This window comes from Enterococcus sp. AZ078, assembly GCF_051714985.1.
GTDB lineage: Bacteria > Bacillota > Bacilli > Lactobacillales > Enterococcaceae > Enterococcus_B > Enterococcus_B hirae.
Genome location: NZ_JBIOSW010000001.1, coordinates 2,210,014 through 2,231,555, shown reverse-complemented (window position 1 = coordinate 2,231,555; position 21,542 = coordinate 2,210,014). Strand labels below are relative to the sequence as shown.

16 protein-coding genes and 1 other annotated feature are annotated in these 21,542 nt (G+C 36.6%); of the genes, 14 read left to right on the top strand and 2 right to left on the bottom strand.

The window, feature by feature from the left end:
* The first annotated feature begins 160 nt into the window (after window positions 1-160).
* From IGJ18_RS10445 to IGJ18_RS10425, 5 genes are all read left to right on the top strand, one after another.
* A complete protein-coding gene (locus tag IGJ18_RS10445; RefSeq protein WP_010738026.1) occupies window positions 161-1,231 on the top strand; it encodes an ABC transporter permease in 1,071 nt (356 codons plus the stop codon).
* A 12-nt stretch (window positions 1,232-1,243) separates the two neighbouring features.
* Window positions 1,244-1,915 carry an ABC transporter ATP-binding protein gene (locus tag IGJ18_RS10440; protein ID WP_010718656.1) on the top strand — a complete coding sequence of 224 codons (672 nt, stop codon included), beginning with the start codon at window positions 1,244-1,246 and terminating at the stop codon, window positions 1,913-1,915.
* 21 nt (window positions 1,916-1,936) lie between these two features.
* On the top strand, window positions 1,937-2,509 hold the full coding sequence (locus IGJ18_RS10435; RefSeq protein ID WP_010738025.1) for a TetR/AcrR family transcriptional regulator: 573 nt from the start codon (window positions 1,937-1,939) through the stop codon (window positions 2,507-2,509).
* Window positions 2,510-2,787: 278 nt separating this feature from the next.
* The gene (locus IGJ18_RS10430) at window positions 2,788-5,433 is read left to right on the top strand and encodes a hypothetical protein (RefSeq protein ID WP_438843295.1); all 2,646 of its coding nucleotides are present in this window, start codon (window positions 2,788-2,790) and stop codon (window positions 5,431-5,433) included.
* Window positions 5,434-5,888: 455 nt separating this feature from the next.
* A complete protein-coding gene (locus tag IGJ18_RS10425) occupies window positions 5,889-8,201 on the top strand; it encodes a glycosyl hydrolase family 18 protein (protein ID WP_178305771.1) in 2,313 nt (770 codons plus the stop codon).
* Window positions 8,202-8,459: 258 nt separating this feature from the next.
* On the opposite strand, the gene rnhC is transcribed toward IGJ18_RS10425, so the two are convergent.
* Window positions 8,460-9,374, bottom strand: a complete 915-nt coding sequence (gene rnhC / locus IGJ18_RS10420) for a ribonuclease HIII (protein ID WP_178305772.1) — start codon at window positions 9,372-9,374, stop codon at window positions 8,460-8,462.
* 221 nt (window positions 9,375-9,595) lie between these two features.
* Between rnhC and zapA the strand changes: the two genes are divergently transcribed.
* The 7 genes from zapA (at window position 9,596) to IGJ18_RS10385 (ending at window position 17,958) form a co-directional block, all read left to right on the top strand.
* The gene (gene zapA / locus IGJ18_RS10415) at window positions 9,596-10,033 is read left to right on the top strand and encodes a cell division protein ZapA (RefSeq protein ID WP_010718651.1); all 438 of its coding nucleotides are present in this window, start codon (window positions 9,596-9,598) and stop codon (window positions 10,031-10,033) included.
* A 21-nt stretch (window positions 10,034-10,054) separates the two neighbouring features.
* Window positions 10,055-10,603 carry a CvpA family protein gene (locus IGJ18_RS10410; protein ID WP_010718650.1) on the top strand — a complete coding sequence of 183 codons (549 nt, stop codon included), beginning with the start codon at window positions 10,055-10,057 and terminating at the stop codon, window positions 10,601-10,603.
* 129 nt (window positions 10,604-10,732) lie between these two features.
* A complete protein-coding gene (locus tag IGJ18_RS10405; protein ID WP_010718649.1) occupies window positions 10,733-13,093 on the top strand; it encodes an endonuclease MutS2 in 2,361 nt (786 codons plus the stop codon).
* Window positions 13,094-13,178: 85 nt separating this feature from the next.
* Entirely contained in the window at window positions 13,179-13,493 is a 315-nt protein-coding gene (gene trxA / locus IGJ18_RS10400) for a thioredoxin (protein WP_010718648.1), read from the top strand.
* Between the two features lie 195 nt (window positions 13,494-13,688).
* Complete coding sequence (gene uvrC, locus IGJ18_RS10395; RefSeq protein WP_126343429.1) at window positions 13,689-15,467, top strand: excinuclease ABC subunit UvrC; 1,779 nt, start codon at window positions 13,689-13,691, stop codon at window positions 15,465-15,467.
* A 336-nt stretch (window positions 15,468-15,803) separates the two neighbouring features.
* Window positions 15,804-16,703: an ABC transporter ATP-binding protein gene (locus IGJ18_RS10390; RefSeq protein WP_010718646.1), complete on the top strand. Its 900-nt coding sequence runs from the start codon at window positions 15,804-15,806 to the stop codon at window positions 16,701-16,703.
* Window positions 16,696-17,958, top strand: coding sequence for an ABC transporter permease (locus tag IGJ18_RS10385; protein WP_010738019.1), 1,263 nt, complete (start codon window positions 16,696-16,698; stop codon window positions 17,956-17,958). The genes IGJ18_RS10390 and IGJ18_RS10385 overlap by 8 nt, the downstream gene beginning before the upstream one ends.
* Window positions 17,959-18,105: 147 nt before the next feature.
* On the opposite strand, the gene IGJ18_RS10380 is transcribed toward IGJ18_RS10385, so the two are convergent.
* Window positions 18,106-18,825, bottom strand: a complete 720-nt coding sequence (locus tag IGJ18_RS10380) for a gamma-glutamyl-gamma-aminobutyrate hydrolase family protein (protein ID WP_010718644.1) — start codon at window positions 18,823-18,825, stop codon at window positions 18,106-18,108.
* A gap of 215 nt (window positions 18,826-19,040) precedes the next feature.
* Window positions 19,041-19,089: a sequence feature (sodium ion sensor (DUF1646 type); this cis-regulatory element may regulate processes involved in with the transportation of sodium ions), on the top strand.
* A 107-nt stretch (window positions 19,090-19,196) separates the two neighbouring features.
* Here IGJ18_RS10380 and IGJ18_RS10375 point away from each other — a divergent pair.
* Complete coding sequence (locus IGJ18_RS10375; RefSeq protein WP_192924300.1) at window positions 19,197-19,550, top strand: ATPase V; 354 nt, start codon at window positions 19,197-19,199, stop codon at window positions 19,548-19,550.
* Window positions 19,537-21,531 carry a V-type ATP synthase subunit I gene (locus IGJ18_RS10370; protein ID WP_034699091.1) on the top strand — a complete coding sequence of 665 codons (1,995 nt, stop codon included), beginning with the start codon at window positions 19,537-19,539 and terminating at the stop codon, window positions 21,529-21,531. Before IGJ18_RS10375 ends, IGJ18_RS10370 begins: the two co-directional genes overlap by 14 nt.
* The last annotated feature ends 11 nt before the right edge of the window (window positions 21,532-21,542 follow it).

Here is a 21,542-nt window from a genome sequence, read left to right as displayed (position 1 = left end):
AATATTTCAACAAGATATTAACCAGTTTTATAGCGATAATCAAACGGTAAGGCAAACTTATTTAGCCTTACCGTTTTTTTGTGAGCAGATTATTCCTCTAAAAATTTATCAAGTGATAAACTTGTATTATTGTTTGATAAACTTTTAAAGGAGGAGTTAGATGTTTTTAGCATTAAATGAAATCATACATTCAAAATTACGCTATGCGTTGGTTGCTGGGGTGATGTTTTTAATTGCATATTTGGTCTTTTTTTTAACCGGTTTAGCGTATGGACTGGCACAAGATAACCGAACGGCTGTCGATAAGTGGGAGGCAGACTATATTGTACTGTCAAAAGATGCCAATACGAACCTAGGGATGTCAATGATCACGAAAAAGACAGCGCAAGAAGTAAAAGGGGATAAGGTGGCTTACTTAGCACAAACACCAGGGGTCGTAACCAGTAAAGACAACGATGAGGCAGGAAAAATCAATGTGAGTTTTTTTGGTATTGATCCAGATCAATTTATCATGCCTAATATTGTTGAAGGTAAGGCCTTTGTTGGGAACGATGAAGCAGTGGGTGATATTAGCTTAAAAGAAGAGTATGGTCTAGGAATTGGCGATACAGTTAAACTTTCTGGTAGTGACAAAACCTTTCGATTAACTGGATTTACCGAAAATGCGAAGTTCAATGTATCGCCAGTTTTATATACAACACTTGATGCTTACCAAGAAATTCGTTTTGAAAAAACAGATACAAGTGAGAATGCTCGAATCAACGCGGTGGTTGTTAGAGGACAGATAGATGATTTACCAAATGATCTTGAAAAAATCAGCATTTCTAAATTTATCAATGAATTACCTGGCTATAGTGCGCAAGTACTCACTTTTGGTTTTATGATCGGCTTTTTGATCGTGATTGCAGCGATTGTAATCGGAATTTTCATTTATGTGTTGACCATGCAAAAAATCAATATTTTTGGTGTTTTGAAGGCGCAAGGAATGACAGGAGGGTTTATCGCTCGCTCAGTAGTGGCCCAAACTTTCTTACTCTCATTCTTTGGGATCGGTCTTGGTTTGTTGGGAACAGTGGGGACCTCGTTCCTTTTACCAGATACCGTACCTTTTCAAAGTAATTGGTTATTTTTCGGAGTTATCAGTGTTTTGATGTTAGTGGTCGCCATTTTAGGTGCGCTGTTTTCGGTACGAGCAATTGTAAAAATCGATCCGTTGAAGGCAATTGGTTAGGAGATGAAAAAAATGAAAGCAATCGAATTTAAAGATGTCGAAAAGAATTTCAAAGATGGTGATCAAATCGTCCACGCACTGAAAAAAACCAATGTTAGTGTAGATAAAGGCGAATTTGTTGCGATCATCGGTCCTTCTGGTTCAGGAAAAAGTACTTTCTTGACCATTGCAGGTGGCTTACAAACGCCTAGTAAAGGGTCTGTTTTGATTAATGGGCAAGAATTTAGTGCTCAACCTGAGAATCAGCGGGTAAAATTACGTTTTAAGGAAATCGGATTTATTTTACAAGCGTCTAATTTGGTTCCATTTTTATCGGTCAAAAAGCAATTGATATTAGTGGATAAAGTCAAACATGAGAATCGTCAGAAAGAAGCGAATGAACTATTTGAACAGTTAGGTGTTGCCGAATTGGTCAACAAATATCCAGAAGAATTATCAGGAGGAGAACGGCAAAGAGTCGCCATTGCTAGAGCGCTTTACAACGATCCGTCCATTATTTTAGCAGATGAACCAACAGCCAGTTTAGATTCAGAAAAAGCAAGAGAAGTCGTAGATATTTTAGCGAAAGAATCGAAAGAAAAAAATAAAGCCATCATTATGGTCACCCATGATACACGCCTGATTGACAAATGTGATAAAGTGTTTATGATGGAAGACGGTGTTTTTCAAGAAAAAACAGAATAAGCATAAAAAGAAGGTGTGTATGTGGTTCATCGCTATAACAAAGACACGCAAAAAAAGATTTTACATGAAGCCAATCATTTGTTTATGTCAAAAGGCTATCTCGGCACGTCTACTCGTGAAATTGCTAAGAACGCCGGGATTACCCAACCCAATCTTTATCATTACTTTAGTGACAAAGAAAAACTTTACCAGGCAGTTCTGGAACAACATTTGAAAACAGTAGGGGACGATTTGAGGAAGATCGCCGCAACGGGTGCCGATGATTTTCAACAAACGTTGACTAAGATGGCTGAATATCTTATCGAAACCCATCTCATTGATTTGTTTATGATGCTGCATGATTTGAAGCTCAATCTTTCAGCTGAAACAAGAAATCATTTGTTTTGTTTATGGAAAAAGAATTATCGGGAACCTTTTGAAAAGATTTTTGCCAATCATCAACAACTATTACGAAAAAACGTCACACAGGAACTGGCAGCGAAACATTTTTTCCTTTTGCTAGCCCCTTATATTACTGAATCTGGTCATTCAGAGGAACAGCCTTTTGATGTGGCGACTTTGATCGATCTATACTTAAATGGGGTTATTGTTTAGCTTGAGACGAATAACGGTTGTGTAAGCTCCGTTCGATTGGATGGATCTGATGCTTTGGAGACACTATTTGTCTCCAAAACATCAGATCCATTTCAAAGAACGAACACTTGCACACCGTTTTTTTGTGTTGATGTTGCCGATGGGATTCATTCGTTAGTTGAAGCGGCTTTTCTATTAGGGGATTTCAATAAATTTTTTTTTTTGAAAAAAAAGGAACGTTTCTCCCTATTTTCCACTTTATACTTAAGCTCAATGAATAAACGAGAAGGGAAAGAGAAATGAAAAGAACTTTGTTCTATTTAGATAGGGATAGTTATGTTTGCTATTTATTAGAGAAAATCAAAGAGATAGATGAAAAACGAAGTATCGAACACCATTTATTAGTGGAAGGGGCAAATCGAAAGTCTATAGATACAGTCAGTCAAATCAAGAAGATGGATTTCTTACCAATATTTAAGGATAAAACCCAGCAAGAGATAGTTAACGAAGCCACTCAATACTGTCAATCGCTGCTAAATGTTTTTAATAGTGCGATAGGAAAAAAAGCTATTACAAATTATCTTGTGTTACATGACCTGAGTCCAGAATTGACTAAAGAAATTGTTGAAGGACTAGTTTTTAAGGGAACTGTGAACAAACATGGATTTTTTAAAAAGATAGAAAAGAAAAAACAATTACATAAAAAGTTCAATGAAACATTGATCAAATATGGCACAAATGAAGGGATAAAAGCAATTGAAAATCAACTCATTTTAAATGAACTTCCTCGATCTGAATACAACAAAATAAGTGCAACAATTGGAGAATTTTTGTTTCCTACATGGAAGAATTCCGGATATTCTAAACAAATTACTTTGACAGCCAAAAGATGTAATGCTTTTTTAGAGGATTTCGGTGAGATAGAAGGATTATTAGCTGTTCAAAATTATTTATTGTTGCAAAATACATCAGCAGACAGAGCGAAGGATATACTTAATGAAGTTCAATTACCCAAGACAATCAATCAAAAAGAGTATAAAAATCTTCTCGTTACAACGCTCTATTATAATAATATGGGGGCAACAGAAGTAGAAAATCGGCTAGTTCTACAAGGAGTAGATCGTAAATTTTTCAATCGGATAGGAGAAATTTTAAACATCAATTTATTGCCTTCCTTGAAAGATGAACCTTTATCAAAGGAGGAGAAAATAACTAAAGCAGTCAAATATTGCCAAAGTTTTTTAAATTACTGGTATCCAAACAAAGTAAATGGAGTTAAATCAGTCAATAATTACCTTATGTTAGAAGATTTCCCTCCTGCAATCAATATCGAAGTCATAGAGCGAATAAAAGATTCTATGAATGATGAGGATCGAAAAAATTTCCATTTTTGTTTAACTAGATATATAAAATATAGCCAATTTGTTCGAGAATTAGGATCAGAAATGGGCAGAAAAAAATTCGAGAATTATTTTATTTTAACTTATCCTAGTTTACAACAGCTTCATCAAATGAATGAATACATCGATCAATCAATATTCCCAATGATAGATATGACTAAAAGAGGGGCAATTAGCACATTAGTTGATCGGTGCAATTCTTTTTTAGAAGACTTAGGGCCAAAAAAAGGCTTTGTAGCGATTCAAAAATACTTATTGTTACAAAATACAGCGCCCAAGTATGTTGATAAAATTTTTAGAGATCTAAGGTTTCCTAAAACTATCAATAAATTTTATTTACAGAAACAATTCGAGGAAGTGTACAAGTGCCAATCGATGTTGATAGGATCTGAGGGAACTGTTGGAAAGAAAAAATGTGAGGAATATCTTGTTTTACGAGGAATGAATCGAACGCAGATCGATCAATTGAGTAAGATACTAAATGTCACCTTGCTTCCTTCTTTGAAGATGAAGTCGTCTCAAAAACTCATTGACGAAGTAGTCCAACGTTGTGAACATTTTGAGCCATTGGCAACACGGAATTATCTCGTGCTTCAAGAGCTGCCTCCAGATGTTCTTGAGGAAATTTTTACAAAAATCCCTTCAAAAGTAAATGTTGTTCTTGATAATAGTTATTTGACTATCAAAGAAGAAGTAAGACTTGTTAAGGAGTGCCAAGCATCTTTTAATAAATTAGGGCTCATTGAGTGGAAAAAATCAAGTGAAAATGCCCTTGCCTTAAGGGGAGCGAATCAAGAATTAGTCACGTTGATCAATAACCATGTAAATGAAGAGTTATTCCCCAAAGCTGGACGTTTATCTGGACAGTTGAATCGTTGTCAATCTTTTTTAAAGGATTTAGGTAATGGAAAAGGAATGAAGGCTATTGTTCATTTTCTATTATTTACAGAGAGACCACTAAAGGAAACACTCCATGTGATTGATGCGTTTGATTTTCCTTTGCCCGTTTCTTCAGATGCATTAAAGGTGAGCATCATTGAGAAGTATTGTGATCATATCGTACAAAAAAAGGATGATTGGCTCTGGCAAAGGAAAGAAATAGAAAATACATTGATTTCCATAGGTGCAAGTAGAAGAATCAGTAATCGATTAAGTGATCGTTATGAGATTCCATTATTTCCACCGATTTTTGATGGTAAACTCTCAGCAGATGAGATCAACAAAGGGAAAAGGGACATAAGGAAACGTTGTGATGAGTTAATCAAAGAGAACCGATCCAAGGGGGGACATATACATGCGCTGGTCAATTACTTTTTCTTACAAAAAATGACAGTCAAAATTGCAAAAGAAACCATCAAAAAGCTAAAGTTAGAGACCATTACTAAAGACGAGGTAAAAAGAGTCGTGTTAGCTAATTATTATACTTATCTTGGAGAAAAAAAACCACTAGCTGAACATTTAAAATCGGCTAAACGATACTTACGTACATTAAATTGTTTTAGAGAGCAGGAATCGCAGTTTAAATATGATCGTCAATTTCGTTGAAAAAGTTTTCAGTTAAATGTTAATGATGAAACGAAAAGAATCAGGAAGATCCAACTCTAAGAGGATACATTCAAAAATGAACAAATCATACATAAAAAGATTCGCAGCATTTTGTCCAATTTATTTTGGTGGAATGCTTTTTTTGTTCTTTTATAAATATAAAAATAAAAAATAAAAGTTATTTTAAATAAAGCAGTAAAAAAAGATGGAAAAGAGATAAGAGAATAGGGATATTTATTAGTTATTTTAGATAACTATAAATATATAAATGTTAATATGCAATACAAAAATATCAAATCATTTGATGCTTTGATAAGATAATGTTAACCTTGTTTTGTAAGGGTTATCATTTTTTGTTTTTTAGGAGGTTGGTTTATTAAAAATAACTGATTTATTTTATGGATAATAAGTTTTATTAGGGGAGTTCGTATAGGAAAAGAGGGGAAGGGTTAAAAATGAAAAAGTTTAAAAAAATTAGTTTGGCAGCAATGTTATTTTCTTCTGTTATTTCTCTGACAACGCCATTATTCAGCCACAAAGAACATGTGCATGCTGAAGAAGCACAGGAAATTACAAAAAAAGCGTCTTATCGTAATGTGATGTATTATGGTGATTGGTCGATTTGGGGAGGAGAACAAGAATTTTATCCTAAAGATATTGCCGCAGACCAATTGACGCATTTAAATTATGCCTTTTTAGATTTTGATAGTAATGGTGAGTTGAAATTTACAGATAAAGAAGCCGCTGTAGGTGTACCAGCAGGTGAAGCAGAAGTCGGATGGGGAAATGCTGCTTCTGGTTTGTTGAATGCGCTTCAAAATTTGCGTGGACAAAATAAAAACTTAAAAATTGGCGTGTCATTAGGTGGTTGGTCAAAATCGGGTGATTTTTCTGAAGTTGCAGCTAGTCCTGCGAAACGAAAAAAATTAGTGGAAAACATTACTAAATTCTTAAAATATACCAACATGGATTTCGTTGATATTGATTGGGAATATCCAGCAGATGTTCGTGAGCCTGATCGTGTCGACAACAAAAATGATGAAGGAACACCTAACGCAAAACCAGAGGATAAAGAAAATTATATTTTACTATTAAAAGATATTCGAGCGGCGATCGATAAACAAGGAGTGGAATTAGGTAAGACTTATGAACTTTCTGTAGCATTACCTGCGTCCCAAGGAATGTTGGACAAGGGAATTGACATCAAACAACTATTTGAAGTAGTTGACTTTGCGAATATGATGACTTATGACATGAATGGTGCTTGGAGTGCAACAAGTGGTCATCATACTGCACTTTATGGTAATCCTAACGACCCGAACTATGCAAATGGGTTGTCCGTTGATCAGACCGTTCGCTTTTTGAAAGAACATGGGGCTCCTTCAGAAAAAATCGTTATCGGCGCAGCTTTCTATACTCGTGGGTGGAATGAAGTAGCTAAAGGGACAGACCCAAATACTCCTGGATTATTCCAACCTGCTGAAAAAAGCAATAAAGATGCAGACCAAACGCCGACATATGGTGCGGACAATGAACATTCTCTGGCACTTGGGGATGGTGGCCGAGCAGGTGGAGTTTGGTCCTACCGAAACATTGATGAATTAAAAACTAAAATCCCGACTCTAAAAGAATATTGGGATGATACAGCCAAAGCACCATTTTTATACAGCGAAGTTTCAAAAGAGTTCTTTACCTATGACAATGTAAAATCAATTAATTACAAAACGCAATATGTGAAAGAGCATGAATTAGGTGGTGTAATCTCTTGGATGCAATCGCAAGATAAGCCAACAACGAGTACGAAAAGAGATGAACTGACCAAAGCAATCAAAAATGGGTTGTTTGGTACAGAAAAACTTCCAGAGCATAAAATTGTATCAAGTGATCTAAATGTCGAGGTAGGGATTTCTACTTATTCTGAAAATAGTTCAAAAGGGTATGAATTAGTCATCAAAAATAAAGAAACGCTAAATGAAAATTCGGACGTTTTATCAGCTATTGAATCTTCTCACAAGACAATTAAATTACCACGATACACTTTAGCGTTGAATTCAAATGAGATTCTTAGTAGTGGTGATTACAAAGCAGGCGAGGTTTCAACCTCAAATGGAACGGTGACGATCGATTTGAGTGGGGTTTATGAAGGAAAAGAGCTTAAACCAGGGGAGATATATACGTTTAGATTAAAATCAAATGCAACTGATGTATCCGTTGATCACATTGCTTCTATAAATCTAGCACAAAGAATTACAAAAGCCGGTATAGATATCTCGCAACAAACGATTTATGGAGAGGATTCAACTAATCCAACACCAACGCCAACACCAGATCCAGAAGATAAAGAATCACCATCTATTCCGACTGATCTGACAGCTTCAAATGTAACAGAGACAAGCGTGACGTTGAACTGGACCGCTTCGACGGATAATAAAGGAGTAGCAGGTTATTATGTTTATCGTGACGGACAACAAGTTGGTCAAACAGCTACTACCAATTATATTGACAAAAATTTAATTGCTGGGTCAACGTACACTTATACTGTAAAAGCGTTTGATCATTCTGGTAATGTTTCAGAACACAGTCAACCTTTGAGTGTAACAACACTAGATAGCACATCTTCATCAAAATATGAAGCATGGAGTGCTACAAATATTTACAAAGCTGGTGATAAGGTGTCTCATAAAGGGCAAAACTATCAAGCGAAATGGTGGACAAGCGGGGAAGAACCAGGTACTGAACAATGGGGACCTTGGGAGTTGATTGATTAAATTGCTGGTTATTAATGGGTAAAACATACTAAGTTTTAACGTTTGGGACTATTGGCTCCCATCGCAGTGGAAAAAAGTTCTATTCTACTGTGATGGGAGTTTTTATGCTATCTAAAAGATCAGGCTATGCTCTTAAGGGTAAACGAGTGGTAACGCCTGTTTTAAGAGGGATTTTATTCACTGCTTCAACACTTCATTCCTATAGAATGACTTCTGAAACAACATTTATTATCTTTAGAATAAAGCGTTAAAGGGATATCATAAACTCATTTTTTTTGCTTTTTCAGTATTCGCAAAATGTAATTTTGCATAATTTGCTAACAAATCAACGCCACCTTGTTCAATGATTTTTGCAGCTATTCGATCCGACTTTGTTCCAGCGCCAGAAGGTAACTCTAGACCGATCTCTGCTGATTCTTTAGCTAATTCTTCTAGAAAACTTGCTCGGCTGATGATCGATGCCGCAGCTACCGCTAAGTGGTATTGTTCTCCTTTGGTCACAAAATAGAGTTTTTCTTGCACTTGATTTTTTTCCAAACGGACATACTTTTTATAATTGCTTTCTGGTGTAAACTGATCGATCAAGATTGCCTCTGGTTTGACAGGAGCAATTTTTTTCAGCAGTAAATGGATCGCTTGATTATGCAAAGCAACTTTCATACGCACAGCATTGTATTTCGGTTGGATCTCGTTATATTTTTTAGGATCGAGTACTAAAAGTTGATAAGGGATCGTCTTCTTCAAGATACTAGCCAATTGAATGATTTGAGGATCTTTTAATTCTTTTGAATCACGAACGCCTAGTTTTTTTAGTTGTGTTAGTTGCTCCTTGGCCACGTAAGCAGCACAAACTGTCAATGGACCGAAGTAACTCCCATTTCCCACTTCATCACTTCCTAATACAGATAAAGATTCGATGTTCTTAGGCAAAGATGCAGCTGTTTTTCCAGCTTTGGGTTTTGCTGAAGCTGCCTTTCCCCATTGACTTGCTTCTTTTTCGGCATTTGCACCTTGGAACATGACTTTTCCTGAGGTGTATGCAGTGATGGTCGTGCCATTTTTTTTAGCAGCAAATACGGTATAAGGAATTTTTTTAGGTAAAAGATAAGAAAGATAAGCTTGTTTCATTTTTTCCATTTGGGCAGTCGTTACTTTGATGATAATATTACTCATTATGTACCTCCATTTTAGTTAAATTAATAAATTTAGATGCTTGTTAGATGAAAGATCCCTCAATAGTTCCTTGTCGTTCAGTTGGGGACGAGACATAGCATTTTTTCAAAGTTTATCATATAATGATAAGGTAAATATAAGAAAATTTGTGTACAACTGTTAAATCATTAATTTCATGGTACACTAGATAATAATTTTATCAATAGGGGGAAATGATTCGGATGGCGCACGAAAAAACACGCTATAAAGCAGTGATTGCCGACCAAACTTACACGATTATTGGACGTGAAACAAAGCACCATATGGATATCGTGACAAATTTGATCAATGAACAACTAAAAGAATTGAAGGATTTGTCTCCGCAAATCGATAATGAACAAGCAGCGATCTTAATGGCTGTCAATGCGCTCTCGGATCAATTGAAGAAGCAAGAAAGAAATCTCGAACTTGAAAAAGAAGTAGCAGATTTAAAGAAAAAAATGATCAAATTTGTGGAAATGGAAAATCGAATCAAAAGAATTGAAGCGATTGAAAACGAAGCACGAGAAGTGTTGAAAGAAAACGGACAAGCAGATCGAGAAATCAAGAATCATGTGGAAGCCCAACAAATTTTAAATGAAAAAAGAAAAGGTCAAATCAAACAAAAATCTTCAAATTGATGAAAGAGAAAGGAACAAGACATGTTAAGTCTTTTGATTTTATTTATCTTGCTGCTTGCATTTTTTTCAGGTGCGCGACGAGGATTCTCTATGCAGGTCGTTTATACGATCGGTTATATCTTGTCTTTTATGGCAGCACAGCACTTTTATAAGGATCTAGCAAGTCGTCTGGAATTATATATTCCTTATCCTGCGGTAACATCTAATTCCCAAATGGTCTTTTTTGATCAGACATTTTCTTTCAGATTAGATGAAGCTTTTTATGCAGGAGTCGCCTTTTTGCTGATTTTATTTATCGGAGGATTGCTTACTCGTTTTATCGGGATTTTTGTTCATAGCTTGACCTATATTCCGATCCTAAAACAAGTCGATTGGCTTGCGGGAGGCATCTTATCTTTAATCGTTGCCTATGTCACGATATTTTTGCTCTTGAGTTTATTGACTTTTGTGCCAGTAGATATCGTTCAAAAACAATTTAGTGGAAATAGTCTTGCCCGCTTTATCGTAGAGCAGACACCATTTCTAACCAATAAAATCCATGATTTATGGATAACGAATGTGATAAACTAATCAAAAATTTTTTGTAAAAGTGTAACAGTAAGTAGTGAAAGAAAAAAACGAAGTTGTGACAGGACAGCAAAGACCAATGAGTCAATGCGAAATGTGACAACTTCTTTTAGTGAAAGTTAGGGTGATAACGTGAATAATCGAATCCTAGAAACATTAGAATTTGAAAAAGTGAAACAGCTTGTTCGTCAGTTTGTGGTAACTGCGCAAGGAACAGAAGAACTCGCAAAGTTAGTGCCGATCAACCAACAAGAGAAATTAACAGATTGGTTAGCAGAAACAGAAGATGGCTTAAAAGTTCAAAGGTTACGTGGGGGAATCCCTATTCCTAAGTTAGAAAACATTCGACCTCATATGAAACGAATTGAGATCGGTGCTGATTTAAATGGACTCGAATTAGCGCAAGTTGCGCGTGTTTTATCGACTACAAGTGAATTAAAACGATTCTTTGCTGATTTAGCAGATAGCGAAATTGAATTTTTACGTCTTTATTTCTGGGCAGAACAATTGGTGACGATCCCCGAATTGAATCGACGTTTAAAAGAGTCGATCGATGAAGATGGGCGAGTAACAGATGATGCTTCCCCTGAATTAAAAATCATTCGTCAAAATATTCGTCGAAGTGAACAAACGGTAAGAGAACAACTAGATGGCATTGTTCGGGGGAAAAACGCCAAATACTTAAGTGATACGATCATTACCATGCGAAATGATCGCTATGTGATTCCTGTCAAGCAAGAATACCGGGGTGTCTTTGGTGGGGTAGTCCATGATCAAAGTGCTTCTGGGCAAACATTATTCGTTGAACCAAAACAGATCGTTGAATTAAATAATCGCTTGAGACAGTATCAAATTGCAGAGCGTAATGAGATCCAACGTATTTTAAGTGAACTTTCTGCTGAACTGGTTCCTCATCGACATGAAATCATTCATAACGCATACGTGATCGGTAAACTAGATTTGATGAACGCCAAAGCACGTTTTGGGAAAGAACTGAAAGCCATCGTTCCTGCAATCAGTGTAGAAAATCATGTCATTTTAAAACAAGCAAGACATCCGTTGATTGATCAAGAAAAAGTGGTGGCTAATGATATCAGTATTGGGAAAGAGTACCAAGCGATCGTGATTACTGGTCCAAATACTGGAGGAAAGACGATCACTTTAAAAACTTTAGGATTGTTACAATTGATGGGGCAATCGGGTTTACCGATCCCTGTAGATGAAGAAAGTCAAATCGGTATTTTTGAGGAAGTATTTGCTGACATTGGTGATGAACAATCCATCGAGCAAAGTCTCTCAACATTTTCTTCCCATATGACAAACACCGTTGATATCTTAGCACATGTGAATGAAAAAAGTTTAGTCTTGTTTGATGAATTAGGTGCAGGAACAGATCCCCAAGAAGGGGCAGCTTTAGCGATTGCTATTTTAGACGATCTTGGGAAAAAATCGGCTTATGTGATGGCTACGACGCACTACCCAGAACTAAAAGTTTATGGATACAATCGGGCGAATACAATCAATGCAAGTATGGAATTTGACGTTGATACACTTAGTCCAACGTATCGTCTGTTGATTGGTGTACCAGGGCGAAGTAACGCATTTGAAATCTCTAGCCGCTTAGGATTAGATCAATCAGTCATCAATGAAGCCAAACAATTAATGAATGACGAAAGCCAAGATTTAAATGAAATGATCGCTGATTTAGAAAATCGACGAAAAATGGCTGAAACGGAGTATTTAGAAATGCGCCACTACGTTGATGAAGCACAAGAGTTATATGAAAACTTAAAAGAGGCGTATCGCTATTTCTTTGAAGAACGAGAAAAAGAAATCGAAAAAGCCAAGAAAAAAGCCAATGAATTAGTTTCTGAAGCACAAGAAAATGCGGAAAAAATCATTGCAGATATTCGTAAAATGCAACAACAAGTAGGACAAGGAAATGTAAAAGAGCACCAATTGATTGATGCGAAAACCAAATTGGCAAACTTACATCAAGAAGAACAACTGAAAAAAAATAAAGTGTTGAAAAAAGCCAAAGAACAAAAAACATTGAAACCAGGCGACGAAGTTTTAGTGACAACTTATGGTCAAAGAGGAACCTTGTTACGTAAAAACGGGGAGCAATGGCAAGTGGAAATCGGGATTTTAAAAATGAATGTTTCTGAAAGTGAATTAACGCCCGTTGCACCACAAAAGGAACCAAAACAGCGGGTCATTCATGCTGTACGTTCTGAATCAGCTAGTCACGTGTCGAACCAACTAGATCTTCGTGGCAAACGCTATGAAGAAGCGTTGAGTGAGGTTGACCAATACCTTGATTCAGCGATCCTTGCTGGCTATCCCCAAGTAACGATCGTACATGGAAAAGGGACCGGAGCTTTGCGTCAAGGAATCACCGACTACTTGAAAAATCATCGAAGTGTCAAAAGTTTTGAATTTGCTCCTGCTAACCAAGGCGGTAATGGGGCGACGATCGTTAAATTTAAATAAAACTTACTAAATGTAAGCAGAAGGCTCGTCTCGAATCAAGAAAGGTGCTATAATGACTCTAGACTAAAAAATGGAGGTCTTTGATATGTCACAAGTAGTTACAGATACGACATTTAACGAAGAAACAGATAAAGGCTTAGTATTAATCGACTTTTGGGCAACTTGGTGTGGACCTTGTCGCATGCAAGCACCAATTTTAGATCAGCTGTCAGAAGAATACGATGAAGATGAATTCCGAATCGTAAAAATGGATGTAGATGAAAACCCACAAACGCCTCAACAATTTGGGATTATGAGTATTCCAACATTATTGTTGAAAAAAGATGGGCAAGTCGTTGAAAAAGCGGTTGGTGTACATTCGAAAGAGCAATTACGTCAAATGATCGATCAATATTTATAAACATCTGGAATGTTACTGAGATATCAATCAATGGATTGATATCTCGGTTTTTTTGTCCTTAGCACAAATTTCAGTAAAACCTTTCTCTAGTTTATCTAAACCCTCAAACAATTCTAGGAAACAAATGAGCCGATTACGATTCTTTTTGACAGACATGTTATAATTAATTCAATGAAATTTGAAAGGAAGTATTTCATGAACGAACGTATCAAAAATAAATTAGCCTTACTTCCTGATCAACCTGGCTGCTACTTGATGAAAGATAAAAATGGCACCATCATCTATGTTGGGAAAGCAAAGATTCTCAAAAATAGAGTCCGTTCCTACTTTACAGGTAGTCATAATACCAAAACCGAACGATTAGTTAGTGAGATCGAAGACTTTGAATATATCGTTACAGAATCCAATATCGAAGCTTTACTTTTAGAAATCAATTTGATCAAGAAAAATGATCCTAAATACAATATCATGTTGAAAGATGATAAAACGTATCCTTTTTTGAAAATCACAAACGAAAAGTACCCACGCTTAGTCATTACACGTAAAGTGTTAAAAGACAAAGCAGTTTATTTTGGACCATATCCAGATGTTGGCGCAGCCAACGAGACCAAAAAAATCCTTGATCGGTTGTTTCCGTTACGCAAGTGTAAACCTAGCCAAACGAAAGAACCGTGTTTGTATTATCACTTAGGACAATGCCTTTGTCCTTATTATTTTGATGTTGATCCACAAGTTTACACGAAAATCGTTGATGAAGTTAAAAGCTTTTTAAATGGTGGCTATGAAAAAGTTGAATCAGAAATCCACAAAAAAATGGTCCAAGCTGCTGAAAAGATGGAATTTGAAAAAGCGGCAGAATACCGCGATCAGATACGAGCCATTGAAACGATTATGACTCGTCAAAAAATGACCAATACAGATCTGGTGGATCGAGATGTTTTTGGTTATGCCATTGACAAAGGCTGGATGTGTGTCCAAGTATTCTTTGTCAGACAGGGGAAATTGATTGAACGGGATGTTTCGATGTTTCCTTTTTATAATGAAGCAGAAGAGGATTTTCTGACTTATATCGGGCAGTTTTATCAAGAAAATGAACATTTTATTCCTAAAGAAGTCTTGATTCCTAACACGATCGATCAACCGAGTGTGGAGGCATTGTTGTCCACAAAAGTTTTACAACCCAAACGTGGTGAAAAGAAAAAATTAGTAGAACTTGCGAATAAAAATGCTACGGTTGCATTGAATGAACGATTTGATTTGATTGCTAGAAAGCAAGAACGAACGATTGGGGCAGTGGAACGTTTAGGGAATGCCATGAATATTCCTACACCTGTTCGGATTGAATCCTTCGATAATTCGAATATCATGGGAACCAATCCAGTAGCGGCAATGGTGGTATTCATCGATGGAAAGCCAGCAAAAAAAGAATACCGCAAATATAAAATCAAAACGGTCACAGGACCAGATGATTATGCTTCGATGCGAGAAGTGATCTATCGAAGATATTCTCGTGTCATTCGAGAAGGTCTCCCTTTGCCTGATTTGATTTTGATCGATGGTGGGAAAGGGCAAGTGGATGTCGCCAAAGATGTTTTAGAAAATCAACTTGGGATCGACATACCAGTGGCTGGTATGGCTAAAAATGATAAGCATAAAACGAATGAACTCCTTTTTGGAAATGAACTTTCGGTGGTTCCATTGGAAAGAAATTCGCCTGAGTTCTTTTTACTTCAACGGGTCCAAGATGAGGTCCATCGGTTTGCGATCACATTCCATAGACAACTACGAAGTAAAAATAGTTTTGCTTCTAAGCTGGATGAAATTGAAGGATTAGGACCGAAAAGAAAAAAATTACTTCTAAAAGAATTTAAATCGTTGAAAAATGTTACGGCAGCGACGATGGAAGAACTCCAACAAATTGGGCTACCAAAAAATGTTGCTCAAAATGTTTTTGATAAATTGCATGAGAACTAGCATAGGACACTTTACAAACCACGTAAAGTGTCCTATGATTTTTTGTATAACAAATGATGTAGAATTCGTTTTAGTTCGACGAGGCGGGAAGCGCTATGATGACTATTGGAAATGATTATAGCCAACCTAGACTGAATAAATGTCAAAATGGTCGTTGTTTCAATGAAAAAGTGGGAAAGAATGGTTTTCTTTTTAAACTATTCATTTTTCAATAGACTTTGGACCTTTAATTGATAAAGAATCTCTGGACTATTTCATTTTTTGCATTTGTATGCGATTTAAGTTGTCTGAACTATCTGAATATGGTAGAAGAAATGGAGACGAAGGAGTGAGACGATGTTAGAAGTGAAAGATTTGGTTAAGACGTTTGGAGACTATACCGCTGTTGATCATGTGTCTTTTCAAATACCTGATGGAAAGATTATGGGGCTGATCGGACAAAACGGGGCAGGAAAAACCACAACTTTTCGATTGATCTTAGATTTTTTGACACAGGATCAAGGGGAAGTTTTATGGAATGGACAACCTTTGGGAGAAAAAGACTATGACATTATTGGCTATCTTCCTGAAGAACGTGGGTTGTATCCGAAAGTAACGATTCAAGAGCAATTGTTGTATTTTGCTGAATTGAGAGGCAAAAAAAGAAAAGAGATCGAACCAAAAATCGATTTTTGGATGGAAAAGTTCCAAGTAAAAGGAAAGAAAACCGATAAAGTAAAATCATTGTCTAAAGGAAATCAACAAAAAGTTCAATTGATTGCTACGTTGATCCATGAACCTAAATTGATCATATTGGATGAGCCGTTTAGTGGGCTTGACCCAGTCAATGCAGAATTGCTGAAAGACGGGATCATTGAGTTAAAAGAACATGGCTCATGTGTTATTTTCTCCAGTCACAATATGGATAATGTTGAAAAAATCTGTGATCATTTAATTATGTTACGTAATGGAAAAATGGTGTTAAGCGGGAAAGTCCATGAAATCAGAAATTCTTTTGGACGTACAAAGTTATTCTTAGAATCTGGCTTGTCCCAGCAGGAAGTTGCAATGATCGAAGGGGTCGAAAAAGTCGTCACTCATGAAGATCAAACGCTTGAAATCACTTTAAACGATCCTGATGTAGGAAAAGAAATCTTTACCCGAGCAACACAATTTGGCTATATTCCAATGTTCAATCAACAACCGCCTACCTTAGAAGAGATATTCAAAATGAAAGCAGGTGAGATTGATGCGTAAATTTTGGATCATTACAAAAGATGTCTATTTAAAAAATGTCAAATCCATCTCTTTCTTGATTATGATCTTAGTGCCATTCATTATGATAGGAATCGTTTATTTAGCAGGCAATTTTGCTCAGCAAAACAGTGAGATCAATAAAATTGGTGTATTGTCCGAAAATCAACAAGTAACGCAACAGCTTGAACAAGTAAAAACCGATGAGTTCAGCTTTCAAGCGGTTGATTCGCAAACACAAGCTCAAAAAGAATTAGCCGATGAAAAAATTGATGCCTATTTAGTCGTCACGGTCGAAAACGATCAGCTAAAAGGTCAACTTTACAGTGAAAATTCGTTAGGACAAAGTACACAATTGTTGATCCAACAGCAATTAACTGGGTTGCAATCACTATTGCGAGCTAGCCAACTGGGACTTTCTCCTGAAGAAGTAGCTAGTCTTAGTCAACCAGCAAGTTTGACTAGACAAAAAGTAAGTTTTGATAGTAATAACAAAATGAAAGTTGGAGAAGATAATTCTGGCGTACAATATGCGATTAGTTATGCAGCAACCATTATCTTATTTATCATTATCCTGACTTATTCACAAATCATCGCGCAAGAAATTGCTTCTGAAAAGGGAACTCGAATCATGGAAGTCATTTTATCAAGTACGACAGCTCAAAAACATTTTTATGGTAAATTGACTGGTGTCTTGTTAGTTGCTTTAACGCAGATGGCTCTATACGGTGTGATCTTGACTGTGGGATTCCAACAATTTAAACATATGGATTTTGTAAAAAGTATCATAGAGAATATTTCACTAGATAAGATCATCGGACCATTTTTATGGTACGCATTGTTGTTTATGTTCTTTGGTATCTTGATCTTCTCCGTTTTAGCGGCTTTATGTGGATCATTAGTCAACAAAGCAGAAGATACAGCAAAAGCGATTTTACCAGTTACTTATCTTTCTTTAGGTGGCTATATGCTTGGGTTGATCTTAGGCGCATCTGATCCAAACAATATCGTGATTCGGATCACGTCCTATATTCCGTTCCTTTCTTCTTATATTATGCCGATTCGATTGGCGAATGAGACAGTTGGAATGACTAGTGTATTGATTTCACTTGTAGTGTTAATCATTGTCACATTCCTGCTAATGTTCTTCTCAGCGAATATGTATAAATCAAATGTTCTTGTTTATAGTGAAGGTGGCTTATGGAGTTCATTGAAACAGTCACTTTCAATTATGAGAAATGAACGTAAGAAATCCTAACCGACTGACTATTAAAAGCAGTATCGGCACAACAAAATGGTAAATGAAAAACTAAATGCTGGCGTTATTTCGGTTGATCTACGAAATAACGCCAGCATTTTTTAGGATATTCTAAAGGAAAAAAATCGTTGCCCAATCACTTCAGGACTAAAATTCTTGAACAAAAAAATCAAATAATCCTTGGTCAGTGGGATTGCTTGAATGTGTCAGCTCTGGATGCCATTGTACACCAAACAATCGAACATCCTTATCGAGACTTTCAATCCCTTCCACTAGACCATCAGGTGAAAAGGCTGTGGCTTTTAATGAAGGTGCCAGCTCTTTCAACGCCTGATGATGATAAGAGTTTACCAAATAAGTATCAGGTAGTAGCTGATGTAATAGAGTGTCGGGTAAAATCTCTACTTCATGAGTAGCAAATTGTGGGGCGGTTGGATGCTGTTCATGTTTGACTGACCACTTAGGATAAGTGGTTAAATCTTGATACAAACTGCCCCCAAGCACGACATTTAAGAGTTGCATTCCACGACAAACAGCAAAAATTGGTTTGTTTTGTTTGAGTGCCTCGCTGATAAGTGCTGCTTCAAAGAGATCTCTTTGAAGGTTGGTTTCTAAAAGTTTTGGATGGGGAGGTTCATGATACAGTTGTGGGGAAATATCCTGTCCACCGGCTAAGATCAGTTTATCGATTTGGTCAATATAAGCAGAAGCAGTCTTAGGGGATGAGATCGGTAAAACGATCGGTAAACCATTCGCCTGCTGCACAGCATTGACAAAGCCTTGGGGAGTATAGGTTACTTGATTTCCTTGAAAAGTATCTGTCGCTCGGATCAACTGATTTCCAGCAATTCCAATAATGGGTAACATAAACATTCCTCCAAATCGTCTATTCGTTCTATTCTATCAAGAATAAAAAAAATTTAAAACTATTTGAAATAGATCTAGTTTGGGAATACATATGAAGAAAAAATTTTTTTCATGAGAATTTCTTATAAAAAAACAGAGTTACCGAGGAAAAATATGGTGTTCTTATTGAATTTTTTCGTCATTTTGGTACAATAGAATTAAATCACGAATAAAATGGTTGGGCATAATGCTTCAAGGATCGCGTTCTTCAAGGGGTGAGAAGAACATATTGAAGGGCTCAGCATCATTAGTCAACTAAAGGGCACATACTTTCAATGTAACGAGAGCATGTGTCCTTTTTTAATCGAAAGGGGGAAGTGATTGTGACAGAAATGGCACGAATTTTGACAAGAATCAAAGAAGCAGAAGAGAATAATCAGAAAAAAGAAGAGCAGGTCAAAGCTGAACTTGCTCAATATGAACAATTAAAAAATAACGAATTAATCGATTTGAATAAAGAATTCCAAGAACGATTAACCAAGCTAATGAAAGAAAAAAGAAAAAATGAAGAGGAAGTAACTGAAGACGAACAGCACAAACTGGAATTGATTTTAGAACAATTTCGTCAAAAAGTTCTTGAAATAGAAAAAACATATTTAGAAAAAGAAGAAGAGGAAATAGCGAAGAAAAAGAACTTAACGAATGAGATCATTGAAAGGATGAAACAAAAAAATGGCTGTCACTAAAATGGAAAAAGTGACTCTCATTTCAGATAAGAAAAATCGTGAAATCTTGTTGCAAGCAGTTCAAGGACTCCATGCAGTAGAAATCCGTGATCTGTTCCAAGAATCTGAAAACAATCAATGGGTAGAGACGTTTTTTCCTGAACCAGAGATGATCGATAAGGACAAGGAACTTGCGAAATTATCCTATAAATTAACGGATATTCGTACAGCTATCCAATTTATCGAACATCATGGCGAAAAAAGTCAGAAAAAACAACACTTAAAAAGGCGTGAACTTTCGTTAGACACCTTGGAAAAAAATTATTCAGAAGAAGCTTTTTCGAAAAAGCTGGAAGAAGTCTTACTTTTGAAAGAAGAATGGGAGCAACTGGTAGACGAACGCCAACAATTGGAAGACCAAGAGAATTGGTTGCTCAATTGGCAAAATCTGGATTTGGCGCCTAAAGCATTTGATAGTCAAATGACCAAGCTAGTCATTGGGACGGTCAATGCTAAAAATGCTGAATCTTTTAAAGCTGAAGTTGCTGAGATAAACGAAGCCTATTTAGAAGAAATCAACTCTTCACCAACAACGACTTACTTTGCCTACATTGTTTTACGAGCTGACGAGTCACGCATGGAAGAAATCGCCAGTCGTTATGGATTTGTTAAAGAAGACTATCTGTATGAGGGGACACCACAGCAACAGTTAGTTGCTGCAAAACAAAGTTTACAGGAAATCAAGGACCAACAAAAGAAACTCTCTTCAGCCATTGGAGCTTGTAGTGGGTATATCAAAGATTTCGAATGGACGGAAGAAATCTTCTTGGCTCGCTCTGAACGAGAAGCAATCAAGGACCGGATCATTCATACTCCTTATCTGATTCTGATTCAAGGCTGGGTGGATCATGAAGAAAAACAAGAATTGATCCACATGCTACAAAATGTCTTAGCAAGTGAAGAAGTCTATTTGACCTTTGACGAGCCAACGGACAATGAAATTGCTGAAGAAGTACCGACCAAACTAAAAAATCACCCGATCGTCGCTCCTTTTGAGATGTTAACGGAGATGTATAGTTTACCAAAGTATGAAGAAGTTGATCCAACGCCGTGGATGATGCCGTTTTACCTCGTCTTTTTTGGCATGATGGTGGCGGATATCGGGTATGGGTTACTGATGTTTTTAGGGGCATTTTTACTCCAAAAATTAGTGGTATTGCCACGGGGAATGCAACGTTTTGCAAAATTCTTTGAGATTCTAGCGATCCCTTCGATCATCTGGGGATTTATCTACAGCTCATTTTTTGGGGCGGCATTGCCTAAAGAAATTTTTGGTATTCATTTACCATTTCCGATTTTGTCTACTACAGATGATGTCAACACGATCTTGATTTTATCCGTAATTTTTGGGTTGATCCAAATATTAGTCGGACTATTTATTGCTGCTAAGGAACATATCAAACGAAAAGCATATGTCGATGCCGTGAATGATGGGTTTGCTTGGCAAGGGATCTTGCTTGGTATCATTCTGATTTTATTGGGAACGATGATCCTTAAAAACAACGCCTTTGTTTATTTAGGCGGTGCATTAGCTGTTCTTTCAGCCGTATGTATTTTGATCATTCCTGTTTTCCAATCTTCATCAAAAGCCAAGGGGATCGCCAAAGGTGCGTATAATTTATATGGTCTAACTGGCTATATCGGAGACTTAGTCAGCTATACACGACTAATGGCACTGGGAATCTCTGGAGGAAGTATTGCCGCAGCTTTCAACATGTTAGTTGCTTTTATGCCTCCAGCTGCTCGTTTTAGTGTCGGAATTTTATTGATCATTGTCCTACAGGCTTTGAATATGTTCTTAACACTTTTGAGTGCCTATGTACATGGCGCAAGATTACAATATGTAGAATTTTTTGGAAAGTTTTACACTGGAGGAGGGCGTTCCTTCAAACCACTAAAAACGGTGGAGAAATACGTCAACATCAATCATAAGAAAAAATAGAAATATTGGAG